The sequence below is a fragment of the Corynebacterium hesseae genome (assembly GCF_037850265.1).
Taxonomy (GTDB): Bacteria; Actinomycetota; Actinomycetes; order Mycobacteriales; family Mycobacteriaceae; genus Corynebacterium; species Corynebacterium hesseae.
Genome location: NZ_CP137211.1, coordinates 354,736 through 371,294 on the forward strand (window position 1 = coordinate 354,736; position 16,559 = coordinate 371,294).

Annotated in this window: 18 protein-coding genes and 4 tRNA genes; 20 read left to right on the forward strand and 2 right to left on the reverse strand. The window is 61.7% G+C overall.

From position 1 onward, the window contains the following. The first annotated feature begins 6 nt into the window (after positions 1–6). Together R3O64_RS01730 and R3O64_RS01735 are read left to right on the forward strand one after the other, a co-directional pair. Complete coding sequence (locus R3O64_RS01730) at positions 7–1,206, forward strand: glycosyltransferase family 4 protein (protein WP_070686704.1); 1,200 nt, start codon at positions 7–9, stop codon at positions 1,204–1,206. A gap of 11 nt (positions 1,207–1,217) precedes the next feature. Continuing rightward, positions 1,218–1,907: a demethylmenaquinone methyltransferase gene (locus R3O64_RS01735; RefSeq protein ID WP_339017172.1), complete on the forward strand. Its 690-nt coding sequence runs from the start codon at positions 1,218–1,220 to the stop codon at positions 1,905–1,907. A 5-nt stretch (positions 1,908–1,912) separates the two neighbouring features. Here R3O64_RS01735 and R3O64_RS01740 read toward each other — a convergent pair whose 3' ends face one another. After that, positions 1,913–3,151 carry a geranylgeranyl reductase family protein gene (locus R3O64_RS01740; RefSeq protein WP_339017173.1) on the reverse strand — a complete coding sequence of 413 codons (1,239 nt, stop codon included), beginning with the start codon at positions 3,149–3,151 and terminating at the stop codon, positions 1,913–1,915. A 93-nt stretch (positions 3,152–3,244) separates the two neighbouring features. Between R3O64_RS01740 and R3O64_RS01745 the strand changes: the two genes are divergently transcribed. From R3O64_RS01745 to rplA, 9 genes are all read left to right on the forward strand, one after another. Next, the gene (locus R3O64_RS01745) at positions 3,245–4,249 is read left to right on the forward strand and encodes a polyprenyl synthetase family protein (RefSeq protein ID WP_070533895.1); all 1,005 of its coding nucleotides are present in this window, start codon (positions 3,245–3,247) and stop codon (positions 4,247–4,249) included. Between the two features lie 76 nt (positions 4,250–4,325). After that, positions 4,326–4,407 (forward strand) — tRNA-Tyr (locus R3O64_RS01750). Positions 4,408–4,764: 357 nt separating this feature from the next. Beyond that, positions 4,765–4,840 (forward strand) — tRNA-Thr (locus R3O64_RS01755). A 34-nt stretch (positions 4,841–4,874) separates the two neighbouring features. After that, positions 4,875–4,946: transfer RNA gene (locus tag R3O64_RS01760), tRNA-Met, on the forward strand. 127 nt (positions 4,947–5,073) lie between these two features. Then, positions 5,074–5,149 (forward strand) — tRNA-Trp (locus tag R3O64_RS01765). Positions 5,150–5,173: 24 nt separating this feature from the next. Next, positions 5,174–5,500 carry a preprotein translocase subunit SecE gene (gene secE / locus R3O64_RS01770; RefSeq protein ID WP_070520982.1) on the forward strand — a complete coding sequence of 109 codons (327 nt, stop codon included), beginning with the start codon at positions 5,174–5,176 and terminating at the stop codon, positions 5,498–5,500. A gap of 139 nt (positions 5,501–5,639) precedes the next feature. After that, positions 5,640–6,545 (forward strand): transcription termination/antitermination protein NusG, encoded by a 906-nt coding sequence (gene nusG, locus R3O64_RS01775; protein ID WP_070520979.1) that lies wholly within the window; start codon positions 5,640–5,642, stop codon positions 6,543–6,545. 165 nt (positions 6,546–6,710) lie between these two features. Beyond that, a complete protein-coding gene (rplK, locus tag R3O64_RS01780) occupies positions 6,711–7,154 on the forward strand; it encodes a 50S ribosomal protein L11 (RefSeq protein WP_070520976.1) in 444 nt (147 codons plus the stop codon). Between the two features lie 97 nt (positions 7,155–7,251). After that, positions 7,252–7,956: a 50S ribosomal protein L1 gene (rplA, locus tag R3O64_RS01785; protein ID WP_239248801.1), complete on the forward strand. Its 705-nt coding sequence runs from the start codon at positions 7,252–7,254 to the stop codon at positions 7,954–7,956. Positions 7,957–8,553: 597 nt separating this feature from the next. On the opposite strand, the gene R3O64_RS01790 is transcribed toward rplA, so the two are convergent. Then, entirely contained in the window at positions 8,554–9,348 is a 795-nt protein-coding gene (locus tag R3O64_RS01790) for a siderophore-interacting protein (RefSeq protein WP_070683596.1), read from the reverse strand. Between the two features lie 124 nt (positions 9,349–9,472). Here R3O64_RS01790 and R3O64_RS01795 point away from each other — a divergent pair, with 124 nt between their 5' ends. The 9 genes from R3O64_RS01795 (at position 9,473) to R3O64_RS01835 (ending at position 16,299) form a co-directional block, all read left to right on the forward strand. Next, on the forward strand, positions 9,473–10,417 hold the full coding sequence (locus R3O64_RS01795) for an ABC transporter substrate-binding protein (RefSeq protein WP_339017174.1): 945 nt from the start codon (positions 9,473–9,475) through the stop codon (positions 10,415–10,417). 66 nt (positions 10,418–10,483) lie between these two features. Continuing rightward, positions 10,484–11,452, forward strand: coding sequence for a FecCD family ABC transporter permease (locus R3O64_RS01800; protein ID WP_239248799.1), 969 nt, complete (start codon positions 10,484–10,486; stop codon positions 11,450–11,452). Then, positions 11,449–12,501 (forward strand): FecCD family ABC transporter permease, encoded by a 1,053-nt coding sequence (locus R3O64_RS01805; protein WP_144676301.1) that lies wholly within the window; start codon positions 11,449–11,451, stop codon positions 12,499–12,501. The genes R3O64_RS01800 and R3O64_RS01805 overlap by 4 nt, the downstream gene beginning before the upstream one ends. Before the next feature lie 5 nt (positions 12,502–12,506). Beyond that, positions 12,507–13,301 (forward strand): ABC transporter ATP-binding protein, encoded by a 795-nt coding sequence (locus R3O64_RS01810; RefSeq protein ID WP_154761926.1) that lies wholly within the window; start codon positions 12,507–12,509, stop codon positions 13,299–13,301. Between the two features lie 324 nt (positions 13,302–13,625). Next, positions 13,626–14,147 carry a 50S ribosomal protein L10 gene (rplJ, locus tag R3O64_RS01815; protein ID WP_070533886.1) on the forward strand — a complete coding sequence of 174 codons (522 nt, stop codon included), beginning with the start codon at positions 13,626–13,628 and terminating at the stop codon, positions 14,145–14,147. An 86-nt stretch (positions 14,148–14,233) separates the two neighbouring features. Further along, positions 14,234–14,620, forward strand: coding sequence for a 50S ribosomal protein L7/L12 (gene rplL, locus R3O64_RS01820; protein ID WP_070520955.1), 387 nt, complete (start codon positions 14,234–14,236; stop codon positions 14,618–14,620). Positions 14,621–14,752: 132 nt separating this feature from the next. Then, a complete protein-coding gene (locus tag R3O64_RS01825) occupies positions 14,753–14,902 on the forward strand; it encodes a type II toxin-antitoxin system RelE/ParE family toxin (protein ID WP_339017175.1) in 150 nt (49 codons plus the stop codon). Continuing rightward, a complete protein-coding gene (locus tag R3O64_RS01830) occupies positions 14,880–15,224 on the forward strand; it encodes a HigA family addiction module antitoxin (protein ID WP_339017176.1) in 345 nt (114 codons plus the stop codon). The genes R3O64_RS01825 and R3O64_RS01830 overlap by 23 nt, the downstream gene beginning before the upstream one ends. A gap of 118 nt (positions 15,225–15,342) precedes the next feature. Continuing rightward, positions 15,343–16,299, forward strand: a complete 957-nt coding sequence (locus R3O64_RS01835) for a DUF3068 domain-containing protein (protein WP_339017177.1) — start codon at positions 15,343–15,345, stop codon at positions 16,297–16,299. Positions 16,300–16,559: the final 260 nt, after the last annotated feature.

Sequence of the window (16,559 nt, forward strand, 5' to 3'; positions counted from 1 at the left end):
GGGCGCATGCGTGTAGCCATCGTCGCGGAATCCTTCTTGCCTAATGTCAACGGAGTGACCAACTCCGTGCTGCGTGTCCTCGAACACCTCCACGAGCACGGCCACGAGGCCATTGTCATCGCTCCCGGCGCCCGGGACGGGCAGGAGGAGATCCCCGATTACCTCGGGTTCACCATCGTGCGCGTGCCCACCGTGCGTGTGCCGCTGGTGGATTCGCTCCCGGTCGGCGTTCCTACCTCCGCGGTGGATGAGGCGCTGCGGGAGTTCAAACCGGACATCATCCACCTGGCCAGCCCCTTCGTCCTGGGAGCGGCGGGAGCATTTTCTGCACGCCAGCTGCGCATTCCGGCGGTGGCGCTGTACCAGACCGATGTGGCCGGTTTCGCCACCAAGTACCACGCTTCCGCGCTGGCCTATGGGGTATGGGAGTGGCTGCGCACCATCCATAACGCCTGCCAGATGACTCTCGCGCCGTCCTCGCTCACCATCAGTGACTTGGAGAAGCACCACATCAAGAACGTGCGCCACTGGGGCCGCGGCGTGGACTCGGAGCGCTTCCACCCCTCGAAGCGCTCGGCGGCGCTGCGCCGCGAGTGGGAGCCCACGGGGAAGAAGAAGATCGTTGGCTTCGTGGGCCGCTTGGCCGCAGAGAAGGGCGTGCACCGCCTGTCCGCGCTTAACGGTCGCGAGGACATCCAGCTCGTCATCGTCGGTGATGGCCCAGAGCGCCCGCTGCTGGAGGCACAGCTGCCGGACGCGGTGTTCACCGGCGCGCTGGGCGGCGAAGAACTCGCCGCAGCCTATGCATCCCTGGACATCTTCGTCCACGCCGGTGAGTTCGAGACCTTTTGCCAGGCCATCCAGGAGGCGCAGGCCTCGGGCGTGCCCACCATCGGCCCCCGCGCGGGCGGCCCGGTGGACCTCATTGAGGAGGGCTATAACGGGCTGCTTCTCGACGTCCCCACGTTCGTCGAGGATCTCCCCAACGCAGTGGACGCTCTGCTCAACCCGGAGGTCCACGAGGAGCTGCGGGAGAACGCCCGGAAGTCGATTGCCTCCAAAACCTGGCCGGCTCTCTGTGAGCAGCTGCTGGGCTACTACGAGGAAGTTCTGGAGGGTGTCCGCGAGGTGCCGCTGACCATTTTGGGCCAGCGCCCGGAGCTGCCGCGCTGGGCCGCTCGCGCCCTGGGGGCGCGCGTGGCCTAGACTAGGCGCTTGTGTCTAAGGCAGATCTGGAGAAGAAGCCCTACGATGTCGCGCGCATGTTTGACGCGGTGGGCAAGAAGTACGACATCACCAACACGGTGCTGTCCTTTGGTCAGGACGCGCGCTGGCGCCGTTTGACGCGCGAGCGGCTCAACTTGCAGCCGGGGGAGAAGGTCCTCGACCTGGCTGCCGGAACGGCTGTTTCCACGGAGGAGCTGTCCAAGTCCGGCGCGTGGTGCGTGGCCTGTGATTTTTCACTCGGCATGCTCGCGGCTGGCGCGGAGCGCGATGTGTCCAAGGTGGCCGGCGATGGAATGCGCCTGCCTTTTGCGGATAACACCTTCGATGCGGTGACCATCTCCTATGGTCTGCGCAATATCCACGACTTCGAGCTGGGCCTGCGGGAGATGGCGCGCGTGACCAAACCCGGCGGGCGCCTGGCGGTAGCGGAGTTTTCCAAGCCGGTCATCCCGGTCTTCGGCACCGTGTACAAGGAGTATTTGACCCGCCTGCTGCCGCCGATTGCCAAGGTGGTCTCCTCCAACCCGGAGGCCTATATCTACCTCGCAGAATCCATCCGCGCGTGGCCGGAGCAGCACGAGCTAGCCGCCGCCATCAACCGCAACGGCTGGGAACAGGCGGGCTGGCGCAACCTGACGTGTGGCATCGTGGCGTTGCACTCCGCGGTGAAGCCGGCCTAAAGGCCTTAGGCCCAAAGGGGAGTATCGCGGCGCAGCGTGGAGACCGCCCCGCCCGCCAGCCGCCAGGCGCGGGCAAGCAGGTCCTTGTCCTCGTCGGTGATGAGGTTGCCCATCAGCCGCGCAGCGGCCGGCATGAGCATGCGGCCGATGGGTCCGCGCATGGCCACAGGTCCGGCCAGCGGCAGGAACTGCGGGTAAGTCAGCAGGCGCGCTGCGGTGCGGGCGAGCAGGAAGGCCTCGCCGTACTCGGCGCGCAGGCGCTCCGGCCACGCTAAGGTCAGGTCCTTAGTGCCGAGCATCTCCACGGCTAGTGCTGCCGTCTCCAAGCCATAATCGATGCCCTCGCCGTTGAGCGGATTGACGCAGGCGGCGGCGTCACCAATCAGCATCCAGTTCGCGCCGGCCACCCCGGACACCGCGCCACCCATGGGCAGCATCGCCGAGGTGACATTGCGCAGCTCGCCCAAGCTCCACTCCGAACGCTGCTGCTCAGCGTAGAAATCGAGCGCCTTTTTGGTGTTGAGACGAGCCGGGCGGGCGGCAGTGGAGAGCGCACCCAAACCGATGTTGACCCCCTGTCCCAGCGGGAAGATCCAGCCATACCCGGGTTGTACGACCCCCTCAGGGTCCTTGAGCTCCACGTGGGAGTGCATCCACTCCTCGCCGTCGTGGGGCGAATCGGCGTAGGCGCGCGCGGCGATGCCGTAGACCTCCTCTCGGTGCCAGGTGCGGCCCAGCTGCTTGCCAAAGGTCGAGCGCACGCCATCGGCCACGATGACCCACCGCGCGCGCACGCGGCGCTTGCCCACGGAGAACTCCACCAGCCGGTTGCCCTCGAGCTGCGGGGCCGTTGCCGAGCCGGTGAGAAGCTGCGCGCCGGCTTCTTGAGCGGCCTCAACGAGCAGCGCATCGAATTCATAGCGCGGTAGAGCCGTTCCCACCTGCGAGGGGTATGTCGACGGCCACGGGGCGGTTACGGTGCCGCCGAAGCCGTGCAGCTTGAGCCCGCGGTTGCGGTAGGAGGCGTTGACCTCGATGCCGAGGAGCTCCAACTGGTGCATGGCGCGAGGGGTCAGCCCATCGCCGCAGGTCTTGTCGCGGGGGAAGGGGGAGGCGTCGACAAGCAGTGTGTCATGGCCAGCGCGCGCGGCGTGGATAGCGGCGGCAGCGCCAGCGGGCCCGGCACCGACGATGGCGACGTCAACAAGGGTGGAATCGATCTGCTCCGACATGGGGACTATCATTGCACGGGATAGTGGCCACAAGTGTGTTGAGGGCCGTGCCATGGGCTACGGTAGGTAAACACTAGGATTTTTGAGCTTAAAGGAACACGTTTAATGTCACACGGCCAAACTCACGCCAAGCACGTGGACTTGGGGGATGCGCAGCTCACCGAGCGTATCAACGCCGGGATGGCTGCTGTAGAGGACCTGCTGAATACGGAGCTCGACCGCGGGCAGGACTTCATCAAAGACAAGGTGCGCCACCTCTCCCTGGCTGGGGGCAAGCGTTTCCGCCCGATGATGGCGTTGCTGGCTTCCGAGTTTGGTGAACGCTCGCAATCGCCCGAGGTGATTAAGGCAGCAACCGTGGTGGAAATGGTCCACGTGGCCACGCTCTATCACGACGATGTCATGGATGAAGCGGAGCGCCGCCGCGGCGTGGATTCTGCGAATTTCCGCTGGACCAACTCGGTGGCTATTTTGGCGGGCGATGCCCTCTTGGCGCACGCTTCGCGGCTGATGAGCCAGCTGGATACCCACACGGTGGAGCACTTCGCGGAGACCTTCGAGGAGCTCGTCACCGGCCAGATGCGCGAAACCATCGGTGCTGGCGAAGCTAATGCTGTGGAGCATTACACGGCGGTCATCCGGGAAAAGACCGCGGTGCTCATCGCCTCCGCCGGCTATCTGGGTGCTTACCACGCTGGCGCCGGCCCGGAGCAGTGCGAGGCGCTGCGACAGATCGGTGCGGCCGTGGGCATGATTTTCCAGATCGTCGACGATATCATCGACATCTTCTCCGATCCCGAGGAGTCGGGGAAGACCCCGGGCACGGACCTGCGCGAGGGCGTGTTCACCCTGCCAGTGCTCTATGCCCTGGAGGAGGAGGGTGAGGTCGGCGACGAGCTCCGTGCCCTCCTGACGGGCCCGCTGACCGATGACGCCTCCGTGAAGCGCGCCATCGACCTGCTGTGGAAGTCCGGCGGCCGGGACAAGGCGCTTGCCGACGTCAACGCGTACCTGCGCGTGGTCGAAGACCAGCTTTCCCTGCTGCCCGAATGCACGGCCAGCGAAGCCCTGCGCCAGTTGGCGGACTACACGGTCCAGCGCGTGGGCTAATAGGTGCTCCTGCCAGGCGATTTGCATGTCGGGCGGGACTTCGTAGTAAAGTACATAACCGCACTCAAGAGTGCATGCCAGGTTGCCCGAGCGGCCAAAGGGAGCGGACTGTAAATCCGCCGGCATTGCCTTCAGAAGTTCGAATCTTCTACCTGGCACAGAATGAATCCCGCAGACGCAAAGATGTGTCTGCGGGATTTTTCGATCCCCGGCCCGGCCGCGGCATAAGGCTAAGGGAGGGTTAAGGGTCATTTCGATCAAATAAGGGGCCCGAGCATCGAGAAATTGGGACGCTATTTGATCGAAATGTCGCTCCGTCGATTGAACGGTCGTGTACCCGGCTTAGTTGTCGTCTGCTCGGCACGGTGGTTGTTTTGGTGCGTTCTTGGGGCGCTTAAAAGCCCTAAAAATACGTCCCATCCTGGCGATTTGTGTTGTTTAAGCGTTTCGGGTTAATCTTTTCAAGGCTTCAACGAGAGCACAGCGGATGAAAGTCCGTTACTCAAAGAGGCTGTGCCCCCTTAGCTCAGTCGGCAGAGCGTTTCCATGGTAAGGAAAAGGTCGACAGTTCGATTCTGTCAGGGGGCTCCATTCATGTTTCTGGAAGGTCCCAGAAGGTGAATATGGCGGTGTAGCTCAGTGGTAGAGCAAGCGACTCATAATCGCTGTGTCGCGAGTTCAATTCTCGCCATCGCTACCGGGAAAGAAAAGCGCCCGCACACGGGCGCTTTTTCATTACCGACTCCCAGCCTTATACGGCACGTGGTTTCCATGGGGAATCATCGTTCTGGTAGGGTTGTGCGTTGTCCCAAAAGGGCACGCAAAGGGGCGTGGCGCAATTGGTAGCGCAACGGTCTCCAAAACCGTAGGTTGCAGGTTCGAGTCCTGTCGCCCCTGCCACATCACTTCAAGGAGGGAATCGCCGTGAGCGATGAAAAGCAGCCGAGCACCGGGGCTCCGCGCCCAACCGGCAAGCGTCAGCTCTCTGGCGCAGCGACCACCTCTACCGATTCCTACACCGACAAGCGCGTCGTACGCGTCGAGGACAAGAAGGAAGATTCCTTCGGCGGTTCCGTCGGGTCCTTCCCGGGCGAGGTTGTCTCTGAGATGAAGAAGGTCGTCTGGCCTACCGGCAAGGAAATGCTGCAGTACGTCCTCGTGACCTTCGCCTTCCTCATCGTCCTCACCGCCTTGGTGTGGGGCGTAGACACGCTGACCGGCCTCGGAGTTGAAGCAATCCTCGCGCCTTAGTAAACTAATTTCATACTTTCATCCCGCCGCCTTCCCGCTAGCTCGACTAGGGGAAACGGCGGGATACTTTTTGCCCTAGTCCCGCCGGGTAACCTGGTTGGGGACTAGAAGAATGAACACAATTTTGGAGTAGCAGACAATGAGCGAAGAAAACACTGGCACCTCCCTCGAGCAGGCCATGATTGATAACGTCCAGGAACAGGCCGCGGAAGCGGTCGAGGCTACTGAGGAAACCCAGCAGCCGCAGGAGGAGCTTTCTGCCGAGGAGAAGGAAGCCGCCGAGAAGGAAGCTGCTACCAAGGCCGCTGAGGCCGCCCTCGGCGGCGGCTCGGACGAGGCTGAGGCTGAGGGAGCGGGGGAGACGTCGCCAAGCGCTGAAGCAGATGCCGCTGCCGCCGACGCCGAGTACAAGACCCGCCTGCGCGCATTCACCCGCGAACTGAAGAAGCAGCCGGGCAAGTGGTACATCATCCAGTGCTACTCCGGCTACGAGAACAAGGTGAAGACCAACCTGGACATGCGCGCCCAGACCCTCGAGGTGGAGGATTCCATCTTTGAGGTCGTCGTGCCGGTCGAGCAGGTTCTGGAGAAGAAGGACGGCAAGAAGAAGGTTGTTAAGCGCAAGCTGCTTCCGGGCTACGTGCTGGTGCGCATGGAGCTTAACGACGCTGCGTGGTCCGTCGTCCGCGATACCCCCGGTGTGACCTCCTTCGTGGGCAACGAGGGCAACGCCACCCCGGTGAAGATCCGCGACGTGGCCAAGTTCCTCATGCCGAATGACACGACGGTCTCCCCGGAGGCTTCCGCCGCAGACTCCGAGGGCGAGCAGGTTGTTGCCATGCCGGAGAAGGAGGCCGCGAAGGCTTATGCTCACGACTTCGAGGTGGGCGAGGCCGTTACCATCCTGTCCGGCCCGCTGGCTTCCGTGTCCGCCACCATCTCCGAGATCGACCCGGAGACCGGCAAGATGCAGGGCCTGGTGTCCATCTTCGGCCGTGAGACCCCGGTGGAGCTGTCCCCGACGGAAATCGAGCGCATCTCCTAAAAAGCGATTTTGAGCTGGGCGCACGGTGTTCTAAACTTGAACGCCGTGCGCTTTTGCGCATGTTCAAACGTTCATCCTCCGGTGGCCCACAACGCGTGAGCATCCGGACGGGGCGCTGTTATTCATCGTGGCGGCACTCCGGTACCACAGGAAAGAGGTAATTCGATGGCTCCCAAGAAGAAGGTCACTGGCCTGATCAAGCTCCAGATCGAAGCAGGCGCTGCTAACCCGGCTCCGCCGGTCGGCCCGGCACTCGGTGCCCACGGCGTCAACATCATGGAGTTCTGCAAGGCTTATAACGCTGCGACCGAGTCACAGCGCGGCAACGTCGTGCCGGTGGAAATCACCGTCTACGAGGACCGTTCCTTCGACTTCAAGCTGAAGACCCCGCCGGCAGCGAAGCTCCTGCTCAAGGCCGCTGGCATCAAGAAGGGCTCCGGCGTTCCGCACACCGATAAGGTTGGCTCCGTGACCTGGGATCAGTGCAAGGAGATTGCACAGACTAAGTTCGAGGACCTCAACGCTCGTGACATCGAGAACGGCGCCCGCATCATCGCTGGTACCGCTCGCTCCATGGGCATCACCGTTGACGGAATCCCGGCTAAGTAATAATTCGATTTAATGCGCGATACGTTCTGTATCGCGCGTGGCAGGGCCAGCTTCGGCCCGCTATCACCACATCAATCCAAGAAAAGGAATTGCACTTATGAGCACCAAGTCCAAGGCATACAAGGCTGCCGCTGAGCTGGTAGACCGCTCCCGCCAGTACCGTCCGATCGAGGCCGCCAAGCTGGCCAAGGAGACCTCCTCCAAGAACTTCGACGCTACTGTTGACGTAGTCTTCCGCCTCGGCGTTGACCCGCGCAAGGCTGATCAGCTGGTACGCGGCACCGTTTCCCTGCCGCACGGCACCGGTAAGGACGTCCGTGTGGCCGTCTTCGCTGAGGGCGACAACGCTGAGGCCGCTAAGGCTGCCGGCGCCGACATCGTGGGCACCGAAGAGCTGATCGCTGCTATCAACGAGGGCAACATCGACTTCGACGTCGCTATCGCTACCCCGGATCAGATGGCCAAGGTCGGCCGCGTTGCCCGCGTCCTGGGCCCGCGTGGTCTCATGCCGAACCCGAAGACCGGCACCGTGACCGCTGACGTGACCAAGGCTGTGGCTGACGTCAAGGGCGGTAAGATTTCCTTCCGCGTGGACAAGGCTTCGAACCTGCACGCCATCATCGGCAAGGCTTCCTTCGACGCTGAGAAGCTGGCTGAGAACTACGGCGCGCTGTACGACGAGATCCTGCGTCTGAAGCCGTCCTCCGCTAAGGGTATCTACGCCAAGAAGATCACCATCTCCACCACCTCCGGCCCGGGCATCCCGGTCGATGCTTCCGTGGAGAAGAACTACACCGACTAATTGATGTCTGTGTTAACGGCGTAAAGGTCCCGGCTCATTCACGAGCCGGGATTTTTTATTGCCTTTTTCCTTGCGTGTCGAATTATTTGTACAGGTCAGAGGGCTAAAAACCACTGACAGGTAAAATACAGGCAGGTTCGATGGGCTTTCAAGGAATGTATCGCATAATAATCCTTGTGCGTTTGAGAGAGGCGCATGAGAGATAGAGAGAACACCCTGAGTCTTGCAGGGCGGGCGGCGTGAGAAACCGCCTGATAGTCAAGACCCCTTGCAACGCGGGTTCCGGAATTATCCGGGGCCCGCGTTGTGCTGTGTGTGCCCCAGGTGCTCCCTGCTTGGATTCGGGACATGGGCTTGAGCGGAGATGCATCAGGCCTGGGGCAAGCGCGGGCGCTGGATGTAGATGGTTCTAGTCACAAGGTTCTCTTGGGGGCAAACAAACCATCTGGGGGAGCGAAGAAGGTTCGTTTGGGGGCAAGTAAACCTTCTGACTGAAACCTCTTGACTGGAACCTTCTGATGGGAACCATGTGGCAGCGCACCGTGTTATTCACCGGCTACCCACCGCCGGTTAAAGGACTAGATGCGTGCGAAGGATTTAAGGCCGCGGCTTGCCGTTCATCCAGTACACGGACCAGATGACGTCCTCGCGCGGCACTCCCCAGTCGTGCACCGCCAAAGAGCGCACTTCTTTGGCCAGGTCCCCTTCGCCGGATACCCACACTGAATCCGGCGCTGTATCCGCGGAGAAACGAGAGCTAAGAAGCTGAACGGCGCGTGCGCTGTGTTCCTCGTGCGGGGCGGCGACCATGGTGAGTGAACGAACCTTGCCGCGCCAGGTCTTCTCAAAGCCGTCCTCAATTTCGGAGTCGTCTGCAATTAGTGCAACGACGTCGACGCCGCTCAAGGTTTGCGGTGAGAAGGCTTCGTAGTGCTCCAGGATGTGCCACAGTGCTGGGAGAGCGGAGGCGTCCGCGAGCAACAGCTGTGATTTCTTGGGTGCCTGCCACCGTGCTTGCCCCGTATAGATTCCGGCGGTATCCCCGGGCTGGGCCTTGCGGATCCACCGCGAGCCCGGACCATTATCGCCATGGGTCACCACGTCGACATCGATGGTGCAGGCTTCGTGGTTGAGCCTGCGAATTGTGTACCACCGCAACGCCGGGCGAACGTCGTCAGGCAAGCCAGTGACGGCGGCGCGCACATTGGCATCCTCAACTGGGAAGGACGAAAACTCCTGCCCGTCCTGGGGCATGAGGAGCCCAAAATACTCATCAGGCCCGGCGAGGGGGTAGGAGCCGAAGGCGGGCGAGTGAAAAGTAAGGCGGTGCAGTCGCGGCTTGAGGCGGGTATTCCCGGCGAGGGTAACGGGTAATAAGCGGTGATGCGTCAAAGGAATTGTTCCTAGGTATAAGGGAAATTTGAATCCATCATAAAGCAGAGGTTAGGCTTGCCTCAAGTAGATTAGGGGTGTGACGGCTTGTGTGCTCGTTCCCATCGAAGGAAAGGTTAATTCCATGGTTGTTATCCACCGGCGTGCGAAAGCCGTGCTCGCGATTGTCTCGGCGGCAGCGATTGCTCTGACAGGGTGCTCGCGCGGAAGCGGTGAGGACAGTGCGGGTGCAGGCAGCGCTGAGGAGGTGCGGGTTGCCAGCCTGGGGCTTGGCGACGCCGATACTGTCCTCGCGCTCGGAATCACCCCCGTTGCCGTAGCGCCCTGGGGAGCGCAGGGTGATGGTGATCCCTCCGGTGTGGGCCCATGGGCGAAAGAACTTCTGGGAGATGCCCAGCCTGAGGTTATCTATAACACCGCTTCCGGGTTCACGGCCGATGTTCTTGAGCAGGTCACGGCTTCGGACCCCACGCAGATCATTGCTGTCAATCAGGCAGTGGACCAGGAAGCACAGAAATCCCTCGAGGAGATCGCGCCGCTGACCATCAAGCCGGAGGGCTTCGAAGACTGGCAGGTTCCCTGGGAAGAGCAGGTTAAGACCATCGCCTCTGCCGTGGAGAAGGAAGAGGAGGGTGACAAGCTTATTGACAAGGCGCAAGGCTCCTTCGATGAATTCAAGGAATCTCACCCGGAGCTTAACGGCAAACGCGCGGCCATCGTCATGCCCTATGACGGAAAGCTGGGCCTCTACACTTCCGATGATGGCCGCGGTCAATTCATCGAAGACCTTGGCTTTGAGATTCCGCAGGAGCTGGAGGGTGATGGCTCGAGCTTCTTCGTGGACTACGCCCCAGAGAACTACTCCCAGCTCAACAACGTGGACTACCTGTTCGTCTTGGATTACAACGGTGCAGTCGACGAGCTGAAGAAGGATTCGACGTTCCAAGGCCTAGACGTGGTCAAGGATGGCCGCGTCCGCTACCTAGAAACGGATACCGGCAACGCCATGAGCATGCCGAACCCGCTCACCATTCCTTGGGCTGTCGATAAATTTGAAGAGCAACTCTAAGTGCTCGCATTACCGAGAAACGCCGGGGCCACCCGCGGCGAACTAGATTCGCGGGGGAGGGGACGCGTGCTCCTCACCAGCGCTCTGGTTGTGGTTTCACTGCTTCTCCTCGCCTGCTCGCTGATGGTGGGATCGCGGTCCATCGCCATGTCCGAGCTCCTTCCCGCCTTCCTCCATGAAAGCCAGCCGGAGATAGAAAATATCGTGTGGGACTTGCGTATGCCGCGCACCTTCTTGGCGTACTTCGCGGGTGCAGCCATTGCGGTCTCCGGTGTCATCGCCCAGACGTGGACCAAGAACCCCTTGGCCGATCCCGGCTTCATTGGTATCACTGCGGGAGCTTCCTTCCTTGTTGCGCTCGGGACGGCGTTGGGTCTTGCCACCTCGCTGGGGATGCGGACGGCGCTCGCCCTGGTGGGAGCCGGTTTGGCCACGGTAGTGGTTCTGGGTGTTTCCCGGCGGTTTCCTGATTCCCTGACGCTGCTCCTCGTGGGTGCAGGAGTATCGGCTGCCTTAAGCTCTGGCGCCATGCTGATCGGCTTGTATTCCACGGATGTGCTCGACAGCATGCGCCGCTGGACCATCGGCTCCACGTTTGGGCGCGGCCCCGGGGAGGTCGCGATTGCAGCCGGCGGTCTGCTCGTCGGGCTCATCATTGCCGCACGTGTGGCGCGCCCGCTCGACTTATTGGCCATGGGTGAGGAGTCTTCGGTTGCCTTGGGCGGCTCGCCGGCACTGGCGCGCCGTGGCGCGGCCTTAAGCATAGTTGTCTTGGCCGGATGCGCTACCGCTGCGGCAGGCCCCATCGCTTTCGTGGGATTTGCCGTCCCCCACCTCCTCCGGCGGTGTACAGGTCCGGCGGTTGCCGCCATGATTGCCCCCGCCGCGCTGCTGGGCGGTTGTTCCGTGCTGGCTGCGGATATCTTAGGCCGGCTTATCGCTGGCCCCTCGGAGTTGGAGATGTCTATCGTCCTAGCTTTCGTGGGCGCACCTTTCCTCATCTGGGCCGTGCGCCGAGGGGAGCAGAAGCTATGAGTGATGGGGTGAAGGGGGGCGTCGCCAAGCGCCTGCGTTCCCAACAACGGCAGCGCCGGATATGGATATGGTCAGCCACCTGCTTCTTTGTGCTGGTCGCGGCAGTTTCTTACGTCCTGATGCTCGGGCAAGGCCCCGTGGGGCTGAGTCCGCTGCGCGTCCTGGAGATCCTCAACGGTGGTGGGAGCCGAAGCGAAATCCGCGTCGTGTGGGATCTGCGCATGCCCGTAGCGCTAGCAACCCTCATCGTGGGCGCCGCGCTCGGACTGGCGGGGTCGTGGACGCAGTCGATGTCGCGTAATCCGCTGGCCTCCCCCGACATCCTTGGCGTGACCGGTGGGGCTTCGGTGATGGTGGTCATCGGGACGGTGATGTCCCGGCCGCTTCTCGCAGAGGGTGTCTCCGTGTTCTGGTGGCGGGCGGGGCTCGCGCTGCTGGGGGCGGTGTTGGCGGCCATCCTTCTGGTGGTGCTTGGGGGAATCGGCACGAGCAACCGCATCGTCATCGTCGGCATCGCGCTATCACTGCTGTTTCAAGCCATGGTGGCCTATCTCTTGCGCGCTGCGGAGCTCCTCCGTGCGGCACAGTCTCAGCTGTGGCTGGCGGGAACCACGGGCTTTGTACGGGTGGACGTCATTGTTCCGCTTCTCGTAGGACTGGCGCCTTTCGTGTTGCTTGGTTCGTGGCATGCCCGGGAACTGCCGCTTCTAGCCCATGATGATCTCTCGGCACTCTCCTTGGGCGTGGACATCACGCGGACGCGCACCGCGCTCCTCATTGCGGCCACCGGAATATGCGCGGTGACCGTATCCGTGGCGGGGCCCATCGGTTTTATCGCGCTGCTGGCCCCACACCTCGGACGCATGATCGCCCGAACCCCCACTCCTTCGCCGGTGGTGTCGTGCGCTGCTGGTGCGGCACTCTTAAGCGCCTGCGCCGTGGTGGCCGGGGCGCTCCCGATGGACGCGCCGGTGGGTGCTGTGTCCTCAGTGATCGGCGGCACCGCCCTGGTCATCGTGGTGTGGAATGCCGCAAGGCGGAAAGGATGAAAATCATGAACAGTTGCGAGCTGAAAGCCCAAGGCATCCATGCCGGTTATCAGGGCGGGAAAGATATTCTCTCCGGGGTTGACCTCGCGGCTCAACCAGGGGAGGTCACCACGCTGATCGGCCCCAATGGCTGCGGGAAATCGACGTTGCTGAAGACCTTGTCGAAGATTCTTCGCCCTCGGCAGGGAAGCGTGCGCATTGGCGAGTTGGATGTGCATTCCATGAGCCCGAAGGAAGCGGCGGCCCATGTGGCCTTGCTTCCCCAGCACCCGATGGCGCCGGATGGGCTGCGCGTCGGCGAGCTCGTCGCCCGCGGGCGGTACGCGCACCTTGGGTGGGGAAGGGGACTGTCAGCGCAGGACCACGAGATCATCGCGCAGGCCTGCGTGGAGACAGGCATCACCGATTTCATCGACCGCGATATCGCGGCGCTGTCGGGTGGCCAGCGTCAGCGGGTGTGGCTCGCGTTGGCTTTGGCTCAGGACGCGCCGGTGCTGCTTCTCGACGAGCCCACGACCTTCCTCGATCCCGCCCACGCGATGGGTGTCTTGGAGCTCGTCCGCAAGCAAGCGCGCGCTGGGAAGACGGTCGTCGTCGTGCTGCACGACCTCATGTTGGCTGGGCAGTTCTCAGACACCATGGTGGTCATGAACAACGGCGAGATCATCGCGCGGGGCACGCCGCAGCAGGCGTTGACGAAAGAGGTCCTGGCGGCGGCCTATGGCATCGATGTGGACATCTGGGAGGATCCTCGCAGCGATGCCCCCGTCATCGTTCCGCGCGGTGTGCTCAAGAACTAAAGGGCACTAAGGCAAAGCCCCAGGACCGCGATTTGGAGTTGGCCCGTGCGGGCTGTAGAGTACCTAGCGAAGTTTGAACGGCCCGCTGAGGCCGCGTCAAAGTTCACCGAAGACCGTCGGTCATCCGGAATATCGGATCGAAGGTTCCTCGCTCTAGAGGGCGGCCCACGCAGGAGACACTTTGCGAATTACCGCGGATTTCCGCGCGCGCCCTGTGCTCTTGCACGGGGCTTTTGTTATTTCGGTTGTCGTTAACGACAACCGAGGTGGGAAAGGTCCCGGCGGAAAACACAAGAGATGTTTCGAAAGGAGGCGTAGTAGAAAATGGCAAACCCGAAGAACACCGCAGACCTGGCAAAGCTGAAGGAGAAGCTCGAAGGCGCTAACTCCATCGTGCTCACCGAGTACCGTGGCCTGACCGTGGGTCAGCTCCAGGAGCTGCGTAACAACCTCGGCTTTGACGTTGAGTACTCCGTCGCCAAGAACACCCTTTTCAAGATCGCTGCCAACGAAGCTGGCATCGAGGGTCTTGACGAGCAGCTGACTGGCCCGACCGCTATTGCGTTCATCAAGGGCGAGGCAGTGGATGCTGCGAAGGTCATCACCAAGTTCGCTGATGACAACAAGGCACTCGTTATCAAGGGTGGCTACATGGACGGCGACGCTCTGTCTGCCGACCAGGTTGAGGCCATCGCCAAGCTGGACAACCGCGAGACCACTCTCGCAAAGCTGGCTGGCGCCATGAAGGGTTCTATGGCAAAGGCTGCCGCCGTATTCAACGCTCCTGCAACCAAGATGGTCCGCACCGCTGCGGCCCTGCAGGACAAGAAGGCTGCGGAAGCTTAAGACGCCAACTAAAGGCGCACAACTTAAACACACACACTTTTCTGGCCGCTTAGCGCGGCCAGGCACAATGAGAAAGGATGCCAATCATGGCTAAGCTCACCAAGGACGAGCTCATTGAAGCTTTCAAGGAAATGACCCTCATCGAGCTCTCCGAGTTCGTTAAGGAATTCGAGGAGGTCTTCGACGTTGAGGCCGCTGCTCCGGTTGCTGCCGTTGCTGCTGGTGCCCCGGCTGCCGGCGGTGCTGCTGAGGAAGAGAAGACCGAGTTCGACGTCGTTCTGACCGACGCTGGCGCTAAGAAGATCGGCGTTATTAAGGCTGTCCGCGAGATCGTCTCCGGCCTGGGCCTGAAGGAAGCTAAGGAGCTCGTTGAGTCCGCTCCGAAGGCTATCCTCGAGGGTGCTTCCAAGGACGACGCTGAGGCTGCTAAGGCTAAGCTCGAAGAGGCTGGCGCTTCCGTCGAGCTCAAGTAATTCACCTGAACTACTCAGCTTTCCCGCGCAGCGCACTCGCTGCGCGCCAACAACCCCGTTCCGCTTTTACGCGGTGCGGGGTTGTTCCCGTTTTGTTGGGACTCTGATGGCCCAGCGGATTCTAAGGATTGCGTGTCAGATCTTGACACTAGGGTCAAAAAGAGACACTATTGGCGTGGGTTTGAGGGCTACTACTCAATTCGCGTCAACTCGCAGTGGCGCATCATATTCAAGTGGACACCCGAAGGAGCTGTTGACGTTGACTTTATCGACTACCACTGAAGAACGCACTCATGTTGATGTTGTTCCCGTTCCACATCCCGGAGAGATCCTTCTCCTAGAATTCCTCAAACCCTGCCGTATCACCCAGTATCGCCTGGCCAGTGACATTGGCACCACCCGTTCCCAAGTTTCCAAAATCACCCGCGGCGCGCTCGGGATCAGTGCCGATATGGCTTTGCGTTTGTCGGCTTACTTTGGGAATTCCGCGGAGTTCTGGCTCGGACTCCAAGAGGAATACGATCTGTGGAAAGCTCGCCAGACCACTGATGTCAGCGCCATCGTGCCGTGGAATCACAAAGAAGAAGTCGACTCTCACTCATAGAATCAGTTGACTTGCGCTCACTTCGGGGTCGGTGCAGTCTCACCGTAGCTGCGTAAAACTGAAACGCACCCTCCGGGGAAATGTGTTTTGAACAAACGAATCGGTAGGATAAGCCACCATGCTGCCCAAGTCCCGCATCTTCTCCGTCCTCCTGCTCGGCCTCGGCGTTGCGCTGATCGCCGCCGGCCTGGCGGCGTCGAGCTTCTTGAGCTTTAGCCCGCGCTTGCCGCTGGATATCAAGGACACCACGTGGACGATGCAGGATGACAGCGCCACCGCGCAGGCGCTGTCCGAAGAGGGCGTTACGCAGTACGAGGGGCCGATGACCTATCAGCTCAACCTGGACATCCAGGATCCGGCGGACAAGGACACCGCAACGTTGCGAGTGGGGGAGTCTGCCATCCGCGGCGGCACGGGCAACGTGGAGGACTTGAGCTTTGCCCGCGTGTGGAACTACCCCGTCGATCGCCTTAGCGGTGAGGCCACGGGCCCGGCGGCGCTCTCCCACACCATGGGCTCGCCCACGGCGGAGGTGCCCGTCGAGGGCTACTGGCTCAAGCTGCCCGCCGATGCTGAGCAGACCACCTACCCGGTCTTCGATCCGGTCCTGCGCAAGGCGGCCGACGCCGTCTTCGAGGAATCCCTTGATATCGACGGTCGCACGGTCTACCGCTATCACCAGGAGGTTGAGCCCACTAACGTGGCTACTCTCTATGCCGGTAGCACGACCACCACGCTGAGCAATGAGGACGGCTCCACCGAGCAGGGCTACCTCTTCCACGCAGCAACGCGGGACCTCTTTGTGGACCAGGCCACCGGACTCGTCGTGGGCATGGACGTCGATATCAAGGACTACTGGGCAGACCGCGAGGGCAATGAGCGCGAAGTGCAGTTCGCCTTCAACGGTGCGACCGATGAGGAATCCCGCGCGGAGCTGCTCCAGCAAGCTGAGCGCTTCCCGCGGAATGCTGTGGGGCAGTGGGTGCGCTGGGGTGGCCTCGGCATCGGCGCCGTTCTGGTGCTGCTTGGGGCGCTGGGCGCTTTTCGCCGTCCCACCAACCGCCACTCCCGCTAGCCGCGCGTGCTAGAGGTCCGCGCCTGCGGATCTCCGAAGCGACACGCCGGCGGCACGTTTCGCCTTTACAAGGCCGCCATTATGCTATAGGCTATTTCGTTGCGCTGGAATCTGGATCTTTAGTGCACATTTAGCCTTTCGAGCGGTGATGGCAAAACCGACTTGACAAGGTGATTTTGTGCATTCTAAACCCAGTCGTTCCACAGCAGACCGAATGCTAAATCTACCAGCGGTTTTGCACCTCACCGGCCAGGGTGGGG